Here is a 15062-nt window from a genome sequence, read left to right as displayed (position 1 = left end):
TTCCAGCGCGGCTTTCGCTTTTTACCGTCGAGAAACTGGCTCTCAACCCTTGAATGTATATTCCGCAATCGACTGCGGCTTCATTTCAATCGAGAACCCCGGCAGCGACGGCGGCATATAGGCCGCATCCTTGATCACGCATGGATCGATGAAGTGTTCGTGCAGATGATCGACATATTCGATCACACGGCCTTCCTTGGTGCCTGAAACGGCCACATAGTCGATCATCGACAAATGCTGTACATATTCGCACAGGCCAACGCCGCCCGCATGCGGCCAGACCGGCTTGCCAAACTTGGCAGCAATCAGCAGCACAGCCAGAACTTCATTCAGACCACCCATGCGGCACGAGTCGATCTGAACGATGTCGATAGCGCCTTCCGCGATGAATTGCTTGAACATGATGCGGTTCTGGCACATTTCGCCAGTCGCAACCTTTACGTCGCCAATGGCTTTGCGAATCTTGCGATGGCCTGCAACATCGTCCGGGCTGGTTGGTTCTTCGATGAAGAACGGCTTGGAGAAGGCAAGCTTGTTGACCCACTCGATTGCCTGATCGACTTCCCAGACCTGATTGGCATCAATCATCAGATAGCGATCAGGGCCGATCACTTCGCGCGCGATGGTCAGACGACGGATATCGTCTTCGAGATCACGGCCAACCTTCATCTTCACATGGTTGAAGCCGTCGTCGATCGCTTCCTGACACAGACGACGCAGCTTGTCGTCGTCATAGCCGAGCCAGCCAGCCGAGGTCGTGTAGCAGGCGTAACCTTCCGCTTCGAGCCTGGCGATCCGCTCGGCCTTGCCGGCTTCCGCCTTGCGCAGAATTTCGACAGCTTCGTCACGCGTCAGCGCATCGGTGAGGTAGCGATAATCGACGATATCGGCGATTTCTTCCGGCGACATGTCGGCAACAAGCCGCCATACCGGCTTGCCAGCCTGCTTTGCAGCGAGGTCCCAGAAGGCGTTGACGACAGCACCGGTGGCGAGGTGCATGGCGCCCTTGTCCGGGCCGATCCAGCGCAGCTGGCTGTCGCCGGTCAGGTAGCGCCAGAACTTTCCGGGGGCCGCGAGGAAATCATCCATCGAGGAACCCACGACCAGATGACGCATGGCGAGAATGGCCTGACAGCAAATATCGTTGCCGCGTCCGATGGTGAAGGTAAGGCCGTGGCCCTTCAGCGACGCATCATCCGTATCAAGGATGACGTAAGCCGCCGAATAATCCGGGTCCGGGTTCATGGCATCCGAGCCGTCCAGACTTTGCGAAGTCGGGAAACGCAGATCGAAGACGCGCAGGTCAGTGATTTTCGTCATGATATATCCGTGATCAGGGCATGATCCCAAAACATGGAAACGGTCTTGGGATCATGCATAAACAAACACCTAGATGTCAGCGCGTACGTTCTGCTTCTGCGAACCAAGGCCTTCAATGCCCAGTTCGACAACGTCGCCAGCCTTGAGGTAGCGAGGCGGCTTCATGCCCATGCCGACGCCGGGAGGCGTGCCGGTGGAGATGATATCGCCCGGCTGAAGCGACATGAACTGCGAGAGATAGGAAACGAGGTGGCGAATGCCGTAGATCATCGTCTTCGACGAGCCATTCTGCATGGTTTCGCCATTGACCTTCAGCCACATGCCCAGATTTTCCGGGTCGGCAATTTCGTCCTTGGTGACGAGCCATGGTCCGGTCGGACCGAACGTGTCGCAGGACTTGCCCTTCGTCCACTGGCCCTGACGCTCGATCTGGAAAGCGCGCTCAGACACATCATGGATGGTGCAATAGCCAGCCACGTAGTCGAGTGCATCTTCTTCCGAGACATATTTCGCGGTCTTGCCGACGACAATTCCGAGTTCGACTTCCCAATCGGTCTTTTCGGAACCGCGCGGAATGACCAGATCGTCGTTCGGACCAACGATGGCAGACGTTGCCTTCATGAAAATGATCGGTTCAGATGGAACCGCTGCGCCGGTTTCAGCGGCATGGTCAGAATAATTGAGACCGATGCAAATGAACTTGCCGGTGCCTGCAACACAAGGACCAAGGCGGGGATTGCCATCAACCTTCGGCAGCGAATTGATATCGATCGCGCCGAGCTTGGCCAGTGCATCCGGGGCGAGAGCCGCACCGGAAAGATCGCCTACATGGGCGGACAGATCGCGGATCGAACCATCGGCATCGAGAATGCCCGGCTTTTCCTGACCGACTTCACCGTAACGAAGAAATTTCATGAGTTTACTCCTTTGGGGGGATGAAAAAGATGGGGCTAAGGGTGGTTGAGATTCTGGCTATGCCATTTGCAGGCCGCCAGAGCCTGAATATCGACTGCCCTAAATCGTCCAGCCGCCGTCGATATTGTAAGCTTGGCCGGTCGTGTAGGTGGCACCCGCGAGATAGACCGCGAGATCGGCGATTTCTTCCGGCTGGCCAATACGGCCAATTGGCTGGCGCGCGATGAAGGCTGCGCGCTGCTCTTCATAATCGCCCTGCGCACGCAGGCGGTCCTGCAGCGATGGGCTTTCAACAGTACCGGGGCAGATGGCGTTGCAGCGGATGCCCTTGGCAACATAGTCGGCAGCAACAGCCTTGGTGAGGCCGATGACAGCCGCCTTGGTGACGCCATAGGCAAAGCGGTTCGGCACGCCCTTCACGCTCGAAGCGACCGACGCCATGTTGACGATAGAACCGTCCTTGCGTTCCAGCATTCCCGGCAGCACGGCGCGAATGGTGCGGATCATCGAGCGGATATTGAGATTGACGGCGAAGTCGAGGTCTTCGTCCTTCATTTCCAAAATCGAACCGCCATGGACGACGCCTGCGCAATTGAACAGGATGTCCACCTGACCGATTTCGACGACCAGCGCCTTCACTTCCGCTTCATCCAGCACGTTGAGCTTGCGGGTGACGATACCGTTGACACCGTCGATTTCCTTGAGAGCTGCCTCGTTGATGTCGGTCGCATAGACCTTGGCACCCGCTTCCGCAAAAGCCAGTGCACTTGCACGGCCAATGCCCTGAGCGGCAGCCGTCACCAGTGCGGTTTTTCCATCAAATCGTATCGTCATTTTCAAGCCTTCCGTTCGACAAGCAGGATGTGGTCGCAAGCCAGCACCACTTCATCCCGCTGATTAAGCACTTCGCACCGCTCGGTAACGCGGCCCATATTTGCCCGTTTCGGGTCGTCTTCCTTAGCGCTGATCGTCACGCGCGTGCGGATCGTATCTCCGATATGTACCGGGCGAATAAACCGCAGACGATCATAACCGTAGGAAAATGCAACCGGATTGATCAGCGTTGCGGTCAATCCGACACCGATTGCAAAGATCATCGTGCCATGGGCAATGCGCTGACCGCCCGGCAAGGTCTTGGCGAATTCCGCATCCATATGGTGTGGGAAAAAATCACCCGTATGCCCGGCATGAACCACAAAATCCGTTTCGGTGATCGTGCGGCCCGTCGTGAGGCGCACATGGTTCATTTCGTAGTCTTCGTAGTAGATTTTCTGTTCGGCCATAATCAGACCTCCGGTTTCGCGGCAAGTGGCATGGCAGGCGCAGCGCTCGACTGATAGGCGGCCTCGACCAGCGCCATGGTGTGCCAGGCATCTTCTACGGACCCCACCAGCTCGGCATCTTCGCCAGTGGCAAAGCGCTGCAACTGCGCCATGCGGTTTAAGAAAGCATCAGGGAACCATGTGCCTTCAAGTGCGACCTGCACCCAGTCGTCCCCGCCCTTTGGCTTGATCCAGAGCTCGTCCGGCTCGCCGCGCGGATAATCGAGATTGACGCCGAGTTTCACATAAGCCGCACCTTGCGTGCCACAAATGCGGAACTCGCAGGCCTGAAACTTGCGGCCGAAATCATGGTCATGATTGACCGACAGCGCACAACGCACACGATCGCCATAATCGAGGATTGCAGCCGTGCGGGTCTGAGCGACTTCGTGGTTCGGATGGCCGATGGTCTTGGCGTGAACGCCTTGCGGAGTGCCGAGCAGACCGCGCACGAAATCCAGATAGTGGATCGAGTGCATGGCGATCTCGATACGCGGCAGACCTTTGAGGAACGGCCACAGACCCCATGGGGTCGCAAGCGCCAGCCAGGCGTCGAAATCCACTATCTCGCCAAGCAAGCCCTTATCGACCGCGTCGTAAAGTGCGAGCATCATCGGCGCGAAACGCAGCTGAAAATTTACCGCAGCTTTGAGATTGCGCGCACGGCAGACTTTCAGGATTTCCGTTGCCGCGGCCAGATCGCTGCCCATAGGTTTCTGGATCAGAACCGCCGCACCTTCGGGCAATTGCGCGAGGATCGAGGCATGGGCTGAGGGCGGCGTTGCCAGATCGAAGATTGCGCCTTCAATGGCAATCGCTTCTTCCAGACTTGCAAAAGCCTTCACGCCCCATTGGTCGGCAAGCGCTGATGCCTTGTCCAGATTGGGATCGAAAATGCCTGCAACAGGAAAGCCGCCCTTCTTATAGGCAGGCAGATGCGCGTCGCCGACAATGCTGCCCGCGCCGAAAATAACAATCGGCTTCGGCTGCGCGGGCTTCGCCCACCACTGGCGCAGGGTTTTCGGGTCAAAAGCCTCAGTCATGATGGAAAACCTCCTCCATCATTGCCCACCACTCACCCTCTTTGCGGGTTTCAAGCGGCTTCTGGCATGGCATGCAGACAGACCACCATTCCTGATTTTTCGGGTTATCGGCCATCTTCTTCATGTCGGCTTCAAAGTCGGTGCCAACATATTCCCATGTGCCAAACAGCAGGTTTTCCGGCTCTTTGAGAAAGATCGTGTAATTGGTGATGTTGCACTCGGAAATGAGCGCGAGAATTTCCGGCCACACGCTCGCGTGCAGCTCTTTGTATTCTGCGATCTTCTCAGGCTGAAGCCCGATCACCATGCCCATTCTTTGTTTCTGGCGTTGCGCCATTACGACCTCACGATCTCGCGGGTGAACTCGGAAACGGAGCGCGCACGCACGGCATCCCAATCCCACGAAATACCAATGCCGGGTTCTGATGGTGCAATAGCGTGGCCATCACGAATTTCCATGCCCTTGGTGGTCAGGTCATCAAGCTGCGGGATATATTCGACATAGCGCCCGTTCTGCACCGCACAGGTGAGGCTGACATGCAGTTCCATCAGGAAGTGCGGGCAGACGGGAATGTCGAAAGTTTCTGCGGCGTGTGCCACTTTCAGCCATGGCGTGATGCCGCCGATACGCGCCACATCCACCTGCACGATAGAGCAAGCGCCCTTCTGCATGTATTCGCGGAAATGGCGGATCGAATAGATCGATTCACCCACTGCAATCGGTGTCGGGGTGGAACGGGTCAGGCGGATATGGCCATCGAGATCGTCAGCCGGAAGCGGCTCCTCGATCCATGCCAGATCAAGCTCCTTCAGGCGCTCGGCGCGACGAATGGCTTCGTCCACCGTAAAACCCTGATTGCAATCGGTCATGATCTCAAAGCCGTCACCCACGGCTGCGCGAACAGCCGAAAGACGCGCATAGTCCTCTGAGCCATGCGGCTTGCCGATTTTCACCTTGGAACCGGAAAAGCCCTTGGCTTTGGCGGCTAGAGCATCCTCGACCAGCGCCTCTTTCTCGATATGCAGCCAGCCGCCTTCGGTCGTGTAAAGCGGACAACGATCCTTGGCACCGCCTGCAAGCTTCCACAGCGGCAGGTTCTGTTTTTTCGCGCGCAAATCCCAGAGTGCCGTATCAATAGCCGCGAGAGCCAAGGCTGTAATCGCGCCGATGGTTGTGGCGTGGGTCGCAAATTCGAGCTTGCGCCAGATCGCTTCAATGCAATCCGCATCCTCATTGATAATCAGCGGCACCAGATGATCGCTCAACAGGCGCATGACAGACGAGCCGCCCGTGCCGATGGTGTAGCTATAGCCGGTACCCACCGCCCCATCGCTATCGGTGATGGTGACGATTGGCGTTTCCTGGCTCACAAAGCTCTGGATCGCATCCGTGCGCTTGACCTTCGGCGGAAGGTCGACCATGCGCAGTTCGACTTTTTCAATACGCGCCATGACTATACCGCCAGACTCTTGCCGCTTGCCGCATCAAACAGATGCGCCTGCGACAGATCAAAATGCATGGAGATCGCTTCACCGGAATTGAGGTGACGCGGGTTGAGCATACGCGCCACCCATTCCTTAGCCGCGAACTCGACAAAAACCAGTGTTTCATTGCCAAGCGGCTCGGTGATCGAAACGCGCAATTCGCCCTCATGAACGGCGTCTCCCGATGAAAGCCCATGGCCTTTCGGAAACAGATCATCCGGGCGCAGGCCGAACGTGACCTTGGCGCCATCCGTGACCTTGGCCTTGAATTGTGCTGGCACTGGCAGGCGATCGCCACTGGCAAAGACCAGTTCCGAACCCTGCACGGTTGCCTCAGCCATATTCATCGGCGGCGAGCCGATGAAGCCCGCAACAAACTGCGTTGCCGGGCGCTTGAACACTTCATCCGGTGTTCCGACCTGTTCAATATGGCCATCGCGCATGATGACGATGCGGTCGGCCAGTGTCATGGCTTCGACCTGATCGTGCGTCACGTAAACGACGGTGGACTGCACCTTGGCATGAAGCTTCTTGATCTCGGTGCGCATCTGCGTGCGTAGCTTCGCGTCGAGGTTCGACAGCGGCTCGTCGAACAGAAACACTTCCGGATTGCGCACGATAGCGCGGCCCATGGCAACGCGCTGACGCTGACCGCCCGAAAGCTGTGCCGGACGGCGTTCCATCAGCGCTTCAAGGCCAAGAATACTTGACGCTTCATTGACGCGACGGTCGATTTCCGCCTGCGGCTGCTTGGCGATCTTGAGCGAGAAGCCCATGTTCTCGCGCACCGACATATGCGGATAAAGCGCATAGGACTGGAACACCATGGAGATGTTGCGATCACGCGGCGGCAGATCGTTGACTACCTTGCCGCCGATTTCGAGCGCGCCGTCGGAAATGCTTTCAAGACCTGCGATCATGCGCAGCGTCGTAGACTTGCCGCAGCCGGACGGACCGACCAGCGCTACAAATTCCTTGTCGGCAATTTCGAGATTGATGCCATGCACCACGCCGACATTGCCGTAACGCTTGACGAGATTTTTAATGGAAAGCTGAGCCATTGTTCTATCAACCTTTAACCGCGCCGAACGTCAGACCAGCAACAAGATGCTTCTGGACGATGAATGTGAGGGTCAGCGCCGGAATAATCATCACGACCGCCAGCGCACACATGCCGCGCCAGTCGATGGTGAATTCAGCGGTGTAATCGAGAAGACCGACAGGAAGGGTCTTGGAATTGACGGAACGGGTGAGCTGGGAAGCCAGCGCATATTCGTTCCATGAGGTGAGAAAGGCGAAGATGCCTGCGGTCGCAATGCCGGGACCAGCCAGCGGAAACTCCACCTGCCAGAAGGCCTGCCAGCGCGTGCAACCGTCAATCTGTGCGGCCTCTGCCAGATCCTTTGGCACCTGACGGAAGAAGCCGTCGATCAGCCAGATCGTGAATGGCACATTGAGCGCCACATAGGTCAGGATGAGGCCGAAATGCGTGTCGATGATGCCGATACGGGAAAAGACCATGAAGAGCGGCAGCGAAAGCGCAATGCCTGGCACCGAGCGCGTCAGCATGAGGCCCAGAAAGGTGGTCGACTTGCCCCAGAAGCGAAAGCGCGCAAAGGCATAGCCGCCCGAAACGCCAACGATCAGCGCAATGATGGTGGATGTGACCGAGATAATCAGCGAGTTGCGGAAATAATCCCAGACCGGAATACCGCCGCCGCCTGCGCCCGAGAACATGGCGCGATAAGCCTCGAAGGTGATTTCCTGCGGAATCCAGACCGGCGGCTTTGCCATGATTTCGACCGGCGGACGCAGCGAGGACAGCACGATCCACAGGCCGGGCAGGCAAATGATCGCCATCGCCAGAAACAGGCCGATCAGGTAGGCGACTTTCTTGACGCGGCGCAGCAGGCGATGCTGATCATTAGAGAGCGTTGTTGATGCCATGATTACCACTCCGCTCCAATTTGCGCGCGTGCGGCTGCAAGCTTGCGGAAGAACATTACGGTGAAGAGGATCGAGAGCAGGATCGCGACATAGGCCATGGCATTGGCGAGGCCCATCTGCGCATCCGAATAGGCGGTGCGCCCAACCAGCGTCCAGATCAGCTCGGTTCGGCGTGCCGGGCCACCATCGGTCATGATCTTCACGATGTCATAAGCGCGCGCCACGTCGAGCGAACGAATGGTCATCGCGATAAAAGCAAATGGCATCAGATAGGGCCAGATAACATAGCGGAACGTCTGCCACGGCGTGCAGCCATCAACGCGCGCGGCTTCCACCGGGTCCTGCGGCATGGACAGAAGACCGCCCAGAATGAGGATCGCGAATACCGAGGTCGACATCCATACTTCTGCGAGCAAAATCGCAAACAGCGCCAGATTGCCGTCGATCAGCCACGGAATAGCGGTATCGGTAATACCAAGCGATTGCAGCGCATTGTTCACGAGACCGATATTGTCGTTGAACATGAACTTGAACTGGAAGCCGACAAGAACCGGCGAAAACATCATCGGGAACATCATCAGCGTGCGCAAAACGCGCTGGCCATGGGTCGCCTTGTTGATGAGCAGCGCCAGTCCAAGGCCGAGCAGCATTTCCAGATTGAGCGCGATGGTGAGGAAGATCACCGTGCGGATGAATGCAGCCCAGAACACCCAATCGCTCATGATGCGCTGATAATTGCGCAGGCCGATGAATTTGAACAGGCTGTCAGGGCGCGTCAGCCGGAATGGCGTGAAGCTTGAATAAAGCGAAAGCGCGAGAGGAAACAGAACCACCGCTGCGAGGATGATAATGGCCGGAAGCAGAAGCAGGACCGGCGGGGAGATTCGTTTAAACATTGTTCTTCCGAAGCGGTGAAACCAGCATCAAGGCGCGCATCTCGTCCAAAAACCGCCACGCACTTTTCGGGATACGCTTGAATGGCCCGCCCGTTCTGAACGGGCCATGAAGTCACAGTGTAAATCAGGCGAAGAGGCCCGACACTACAATTGCAAACTCGTCAGGCCGTGGCGAAAAGAGTGATTTTCGAGCACCGGAGCGGAGCGTACTTAAAGGTACGTGAGCACCGGAGCGCAGACAAATTGCTCTTTGCAGCCCGGCATCACGAGGAATGCAAATGTAGTGTTAGAGTTCGCCTGCATCCTCAAGTATCTGCGTTGCCTTCTTGGCTGCATCGTCAAGCGCCTGCTGCGAGGTCTTGTCGCCAAGAATTGCTGCCTGAAGTTCAGGATAGACGGCGTTGGAAATCTCGATCCAGGAAGATGTCTGCGGAACCGGGAAAGCGGTCTTTGCCGTTTCCTGGAACACGGAGAGCACTTCCTTCTTGTATGGATCGGAAGCAGCCTGTTCGATGACGTAATCCCAGACAGCGGTGCGGGTTGGCAGCGTGCCGGCAGCCGATTCCTGCTTCTGCGAATCTTCGTTGGTCAGGAACCAGACGAGCGAAGCAGCAGCTTCCTTGGTGGCGCAGGATTCGGTGACCGAGAAGCCGTGATGGCCCGACCAGCCGGTGCGCTTGCCGGAAGAACCTGTCGGAGGCGGAACGATACCGACATTGCCTGCGACCTTCGACGACTTTGGATCGTTGAAATAGGTCGCCCAGCCCGGCCAATCCAGATTGATTGCGATGGTGCCGGATGCAAAGCCAGCGCCGAGTTCATCCCAGAGATAGTTGGTGGTGCCTGCAGGAACGGCCTTGGCCTTGTAGAGATTGACGAACCAGTCGAGCGCACGGACACCGGCTTCGGAATTGAAAGCTGGCTTGCCGTCCTTGAGATATTCGCCGCCTTCTGCGACCAGCATTTCATAGAAGCGGCCATTGATGGCTTCTTCCTTGCCCGCAAACTGCGTGCCGTAGAAATTCGGCGGATCGGCAAAGAACACAGCCTGATCGGAAACTTCTTTCCATGTCTTAGGCGGCGCCAGATCGTAGCCGTATTTTTCCTTGAACGCGGTCTTCTTGGCGTCGTCTTCGTAAAGGCTCTTCTGGTAGTAGAGCGCCGAGACGTCGAACTGCGCGCGCGGAAGCATGACCAGCTTGTCGTTAAGCGTCGAAGCCTGGATCACCGATGGCACGAAGCCTTCGATTTCTTCCTTCGGAAGCAAACCATTGAGGTCGGCATAGAGATCAGGATATTGCGGCGCAAAAGACGAGTGGTTGGAGCCGACGCACCAGTTGATCGAGCCCGACGCGATGTCCGACTTGATTTCCTTGTCCAGTTCGAAATGGTTCTTCTTGGACAGGATGTTGACCTTGGCACCGGTCGCCTTTTCCCATTCAGCAATGCGCGAGTAAAGCGCTTCATATTGCTGACCGCCGATCAGCTTGGCGTTTACGGTTACGCCTTCAAACTTACCCGGCAAATCGGCCGCGACAGCGGAACCCATTGCCAATGCCAATAGAGCCGTTCCTGCCAGGCAGGACGTTTTGAAACTCATCATGCTTCTCCTCCTCACGACGGACATTTCCCCGGTCCGTCCCCAATTGTGAATTTGGTATTTATATGCAAACATATTATTCAAAACCGGTCAAGGCGAGTTTCCGCACATTTGCGACTTTCGCATTCACGGCTGTTCGTATATGAAGGGGAATATTCATGAGGGGAGCCAACTTGGAAACGGACGATCGCTATCGCGCCCCGGCGCTGGACAAGGGACTGGATATTCTGGAACTGCTTGCGAGCGTGGATGGCGGGCTGACACAGGCAGAAATTGCCAAGCACCTCGACCGCAGCCCCAACGAGTTTTACCGGATGCTCGACCGTCTGGTGAAGCGCGGTTACGTGACCAAACTTGAGGGCGACCGCTATTCACTGACGCTCAAGCTGTTCGGTCTTGCACATCTTCATGCACCGGTGCGCAGACTTGCATCCTTTGCCACGCCTTTCATGCGTGAACTTGCCGACCGTTCAAAGCAGGCCAACCAGCTTGCCGTGTTTGACCGGGGATCGGTTGTCGTCATTGCACAGCAGGAAGCTCCGGATTACTGGGGCATTTCGATCCGCGTCGGTTCGCATATCAGCCTGTTCGACACCGGTTCCGGCCATGTGCTTCTCGCCTTCCGATCCCCGGAAGAACGCAAGATGATGATTGCCGAATATGCGAAAGACGGTGAAGCCGTGAAGCTCGATGAGAGTTTCTACGAGCGCCTCGACCAGATTCGCGAGCGCGGCTATGAAATGATGCCCAGCGCCCAGGTGGCAGGCGTCTACAATCTCTCGGCACCGATTCTCGGTCCGGATGGCACATGCATTGCCTCACTTACCTGTCCTTACGTAACACTCGTCAATTCAGCTTCAGCACCCGACATTACGCAGACCATCAGCCTGCTTCAAAAGACCGTCAAAGACCTGTCGAAACTGGTTGGCTCCGACATCGGGGCAACCGACTAAGCAATGCCGATAATTCTTATTTGAAAACTCTCTTCTTTTTTGAAAGTATGGCATCGGAGGAGAGTTTTCATGATTATCGATACCCATCTGCATCTGATAGACAAAAGCGCGTTGGCTTACCCATGGCTGGGGGATGTACCGGCGCTCGACCGCGACTTTCTGTTTGAGACCTATCGGAAGCAGGCTGAGCGCTGCGGCATCAAGGCGGCGCTGCATATGGAAGTGGATGTGGCAGCCGATGCCATTCAGGCTGAAACGGACCACATTCAGGAGATTTCCAGAAGATCGGGCGGTTTCATCAAGGGAGCAATCGCCTCGTGCCGCCCGGAAGAGCCGGGATTCGCGGAATATCTGGAACGACAACGCAGCAATTCTTTCGTCAAAGGCTTTCGCCGCGTGCTGCATGTCGTGCCTGATGACGTTTCCGAGGGTGCTCTTTTCCGCGAGAATATCAAGCGGCTGGAAGGCACCGGCCTGACCTTCGATCTCTGCACGCTCCCACATCAGATCGACAAGGTGACGGCACTGGCCGATCTAGCGCCGAACGTGCAATTCGTGCTCGATCACTGCGGCGTTCCGGACATCAAGTCAGGTGCGCTGGAAGTCTGGCAGAAGGGCATTACCGAGATTGCGCAGCATGACAATGTGACGGCAAAGGTTTCCGGTGTGGTTGCCTATGCCGATGCTGAAAGCTGGACCGTCGACACCGTGCGCCCCTATGTCGAGCATGTCATTCAATCCTTCGGCTGGGAGCGCATTGTGTGGGGAAGCGACTGGCCGGTCTGCACCTTAGCAGTTCCGGGGGCGAGCAATATCGATGCAGGTCTTTCAACATGGGTAGCAACAACCCATGCGCTTCTTGAAGGGTGCAGCGAAGACGAAAAAGCGCTGCTTCTCTCCGAAAATGCAATGCGTCTCTGGAAACTTTAAGCCAGCAGCGCCTCCCCTCACACTGAGGAGACGCCTGAGCTTGCGAAGGAGGCGTCTCGAAGGGTCGAGGGAGTTCAGCGTACGATTTGCCGGCCGTCAGAAGCTTTCGCTAAAAAGTCGGTTGAGATCGGCAACGACATCTTCCGCCTTCTCATTGTTCAGCAAGCCCTTGTTGATGCGCTCGGAAGCCGCTTCCTGAAACGGCATATAGCCATCGTGACGCGGACGCACCCATGCGCCTTCCAGCGTTGCACGCGTGTCGCGATAGAAGCCGGACGTCGCCGCATTCACAGTGTCATCTTCCCAGGCTGTCGCATGTCCCGGCTGACCGTTGGAAGCCGCATAAAGCCCCTTCTGCACGTCGCCACTCGCCACCCAATAGGCAAAATCGATAGCGGCTTCAGGATGTTTGCTGAAGGCTGAAACTGCAATACCAGTCCCGCCCAGAGCCGCCCCTGCAACACCCGCCGCGCCCGCTGGAATATCGGCAAAGCGGATCAGGCAGTCGCGAAAACCCGGCATGGCGTAATTCACATAGCCGTAGATCAGCGGTGAGCACGCGATTTCGGATTCAGGCTTTGCCATTTCCTCGAACACGGCAATCGGGTCCGTGCCGAAACATTCCGGCTTTACGAGCGAAGCAATCTCGCGCAGTTGCTCGAAAGCTTGTGAGCCGTCCTCGACAGACACCAGCTCGCCTTCGACCGCGCAAGGCGTTCCGGCATTGGCAACGAGTGTATAAAAGCACATCAGCGAATGCGGCGAGCGCAGCGGTAGCAGAACTTTCCCGGCGCGGGCAAGACGCAGCACCTCGCCCCATGAGGCGGCTGGTTTGTCCATCAGGTCCGGACGCCATGCCTGGACCTGCGTTGCAGCATCCAGCGGAAATGCCCATTGCCGCCCCTGCCAGTTATAGCTTGGGAAGGACTGGCCCACGGAGCCATCGGCAAGTGCTTTCAGTTCGGCTTCGCGACCCGGCACATCAAGCGGCAGCAGACAGCCTTCCTTGGTGATCTGGCCCACATGCGGATGGTCGATCACGATCATATCGAAATTGCGTGCCAGTTCCTCAACCGGAAAGGTCTCGAAATCCTGTAGCGACCGCTTTTCCCACACGATTTCAACGCCCTTGTCCGCGAGCCATTGTTCAGCCCCTGCCACCATCGGATCGTAGCCGCGCGGATGGCTCCAGGTCATGCCTTTAAGCTTGATCGTGCTCATAGTCCGAACTCCTCGCGTATTTGCTCGCTATTTTCGCCAATGCGCGGTGCGGCGCGTACCACCTTCGGGCGCTGCCCGTTGATGCGCAGCGGCGAACGTGTGGTGGTAATGGAAACATCATCTTCACGCGTCACTGTCTGGAGCATGTCGAGGACCGAAAAGCCTTCACTTGATAGCAGTTCTTCCCAGTTGAGAACGCGGGCGCACCAGATATCAGCCGGCTCCAGAATGGCGAGCCATTCATCGACGGTTTTCTCGGCAATGCGATCGGCGATCAGGCGCTTGATGTCATCGCGTTTGGCAAAAGCGCTTTTGGGATCATTGGCAAACGGGATGAGCGTATCCGCTTCCAACAGTGGCGCCAGTTTCGCAATCGGCATCATGGCGATGGCAAGATAGCCGTCCGCAGCCGGATAGACGCCATAGGGCGCGGCAAGATAGGCATGGGCGCTGCGGAAATCGGAACGTTTTGGCAGGCGACGACCATCATTAAGGTGGGTAGTCAGCACTTCAAACTGGAAATCAACCAGCGCTTCGAGAAGGCTGGTTTCGACATGCGAGCCTTTATTGGTGATGCCGCGGCGAACCAGCGCTGCGAGAATTCCCTGTGCGGCCGCAGCCCCTGCCAGCATATCGGCAACAGCAAGACCGAAGGGCACGGGCCCCTGCCCTTCATCGCCATTCAGCCACATGAGGCCCGAGCGCGCTTGCGCCAGCAGATCCTGCCCCGGACGCCCGACCCACGGCCCTTCTTCACCATAGCCGCTGATCGATGCATAGACGAGACGCGGATTGATTTCTTTGGCTGCCTCATAATCGAGACCAAGACGCTTGATGACACCGGGGCGGAAGTTCTGGATCAGCACATCGGCCTGCGTGAGAAGCTTTTTCAACGCAGCCAGATCGTCAGGATTTTTGAGGTCGATCGCAAGGCTGTCCTTGCCGCGATTGATCGCATGAAAAATCGTGGAATCGCCGCCGATCTCCGTGTCGCTCAGATAAAGCCTGCGCGAGAGATCGCCGCCATCGGGCCGTTCAATCTTGATAATGCGCGCGCCCAGATCCATCAGGCGCAACGAGCAATAAGGCCCCGACAGAAACTGGCTCATATCGACAACGACAAGCCCGCTCAGCGGCAGTTCGCTTTCCGACATCGGGAAATTCCCTCCTCATGAATTTCTTATGTAAATATAGTCTTCACATATGGATTTATGGAAGGCAAGACTGAAATTGGGGTCAGAACACGTTTCGAACGCCTCCCCTCACCGTGTCGAAGGACAAGGGCGGATGCTCGGTGCATTTTCCCTCGCCCTTCGAGACGCCGTTTTCAACGGCTCCTCAGGATGAGGGAAGGAGAAGTCACATCAAGCTCTCAGAACACAAAAACGCCGCCCGGTTGGGCGGCGTTTTCAGTCTCGATTTGATGAATG

Annotated in this window: 15 protein-coding genes; 2 read left to right on the top strand and 13 right to left on the bottom strand. The window is 56.9% G+C overall.

Annotated elements, in window-relative coordinates:
- Positions 1–42: 42 nt before the first annotated feature.
- The 11 genes from F9K94_RS12740 to F9K94_RS12690 all read right to left on the bottom strand — a co-directional run bounded on the left by F9K94_RS12740 (position 43) and on the right by F9K94_RS12690 (position 10531).
- Entirely contained in the window at positions 43–1320 is a 1278-nt protein-coding gene (locus F9K94_RS12740; RefSeq protein ID WP_151646053.1) for an L-fuconate dehydratase, read from the bottom strand.
- Positions 1321–1389: 69 nt separating this feature from the next.
- On the bottom strand, positions 1390–2235 hold the full coding sequence (locus tag F9K94_RS12735; RefSeq protein ID WP_151646051.1) for a fumarylacetoacetate hydrolase family protein: 846 nt from the start codon (positions 2233–2235) through the stop codon (positions 1390–1392).
- Between the two features lie 99 nt (positions 2236–2334).
- Positions 2335–3069, bottom strand: a complete 735-nt coding sequence (locus F9K94_RS12730) for an SDR family oxidoreductase (protein ID WP_151646049.1) — start codon at positions 3067–3069, stop codon at positions 2335–2337.
- Between the two features lie 2 nt (positions 3070–3071).
- Positions 3072–3518: a MaoC/PaaZ C-terminal domain-containing protein gene (locus F9K94_RS12725; protein WP_010658087.1), complete on the bottom strand. Its 447-nt coding sequence runs from the start codon at positions 3516–3518 to the stop codon at positions 3072–3074.
- Between the two features lie 2 nt (positions 3519–3520).
- Complete coding sequence (locus F9K94_RS12720; protein WP_151646047.1) at positions 3521–4600, bottom strand: Gfo/Idh/MocA family protein; 1080 nt, start codon at positions 4598–4600, stop codon at positions 3521–3523.
- Positions 4593–4937 (bottom strand): L-rhamnose mutarotase, encoded by a 345-nt coding sequence (locus F9K94_RS12715; protein WP_151646045.1) that lies wholly within the window; start codon positions 4935–4937, stop codon positions 4593–4595. Before F9K94_RS12715 ends, F9K94_RS12720 begins: the two co-directional genes overlap by 8 nt.
- Positions 4937–6052, bottom strand: coding sequence for a mandelate racemase/muconate lactonizing enzyme family protein (locus F9K94_RS12710; protein WP_151646043.1), 1116 nt, complete (start codon positions 6050–6052; stop codon positions 4937–4939). The genes F9K94_RS12715 and F9K94_RS12710 overlap by 1 nt, the downstream gene beginning before the upstream one ends.
- Before the next feature lie 2 nt (positions 6053–6054).
- On the bottom strand, positions 6055–7146 hold the full coding sequence (locus tag F9K94_RS12705) for an ABC transporter ATP-binding protein (protein ID WP_151646041.1): 1092 nt from the start codon (positions 7144–7146) through the stop codon (positions 6055–6057).
- Positions 7147–7153: 7 nt separating this feature from the next.
- Positions 7154–8032: a carbohydrate ABC transporter permease gene (locus F9K94_RS12700; RefSeq protein ID WP_061344913.1), complete on the bottom strand. Its 879-nt coding sequence runs from the start codon at positions 8030–8032 to the stop codon at positions 7154–7156.
- 2 nt (positions 8033–8034) lie between these two features.
- Complete coding sequence (locus F9K94_RS12695) at positions 8035–8928, bottom strand: carbohydrate ABC transporter permease (protein WP_151646039.1); 894 nt, start codon at positions 8926–8928, stop codon at positions 8035–8037.
- Between the two features lie 286 nt (positions 8929–9214).
- On the bottom strand, positions 9215–10531 hold the full coding sequence (locus F9K94_RS12690) for an ABC transporter substrate-binding protein (RefSeq protein ID WP_151646037.1): 1317 nt from the start codon (positions 10529–10531) through the stop codon (positions 9215–9217).
- 155 nt (positions 10532–10686) lie between these two features.
- Here F9K94_RS12690 and F9K94_RS12685 point away from each other — a divergent pair, with 155 nt between their 5' ends.
- Together F9K94_RS12685 and F9K94_RS12680 are read left to right on the top strand one after the other, a co-directional pair.
- Positions 10687–11481, top strand: a complete 795-nt coding sequence (locus F9K94_RS12685; protein WP_151646035.1) for an IclR family transcriptional regulator — start codon at positions 10687–10689, stop codon at positions 11479–11481.
- 69 nt (positions 11482–11550) lie between these two features.
- Entirely contained in the window at positions 11551–12411 is an 861-nt protein-coding gene (locus tag F9K94_RS12680) for an amidohydrolase family protein (RefSeq protein ID WP_151646033.1), read from the top strand.
- A gap of 96 nt (positions 12412–12507) precedes the next feature.
- Here F9K94_RS12680 and F9K94_RS12675 read toward each other — a convergent pair whose 3' ends face one another.
- The gene (locus F9K94_RS12675) at positions 12508–13632 is read right to left on the bottom strand and encodes an extracellular solute-binding protein (protein ID WP_151646031.1); all 1125 of its coding nucleotides are present in this window, start codon (positions 13630–13632) and stop codon (positions 12508–12510) included.
- A complete protein-coding gene (locus F9K94_RS12670; protein ID WP_151646029.1) occupies positions 13629–14786 on the bottom strand; it encodes a CaiB/BaiF CoA transferase family protein in 1158 nt (385 codons plus the stop codon). The genes F9K94_RS12675 and F9K94_RS12670 overlap by 4 nt, the downstream gene beginning before the upstream one ends.
- Positions 14787–15062 lie beyond the last annotated feature (276 nt).

Origin of the sequence: Brucella tritici (assembly GCF_008932285.1) — a bacterium.
GTDB lineage: Bacteria > Pseudomonadota > Alphaproteobacteria > Rhizobiales > Rhizobiaceae > Brucella > Brucella tritici.
This window is presented reverse-complemented; position numbering and strand designations above follow the sequence as displayed.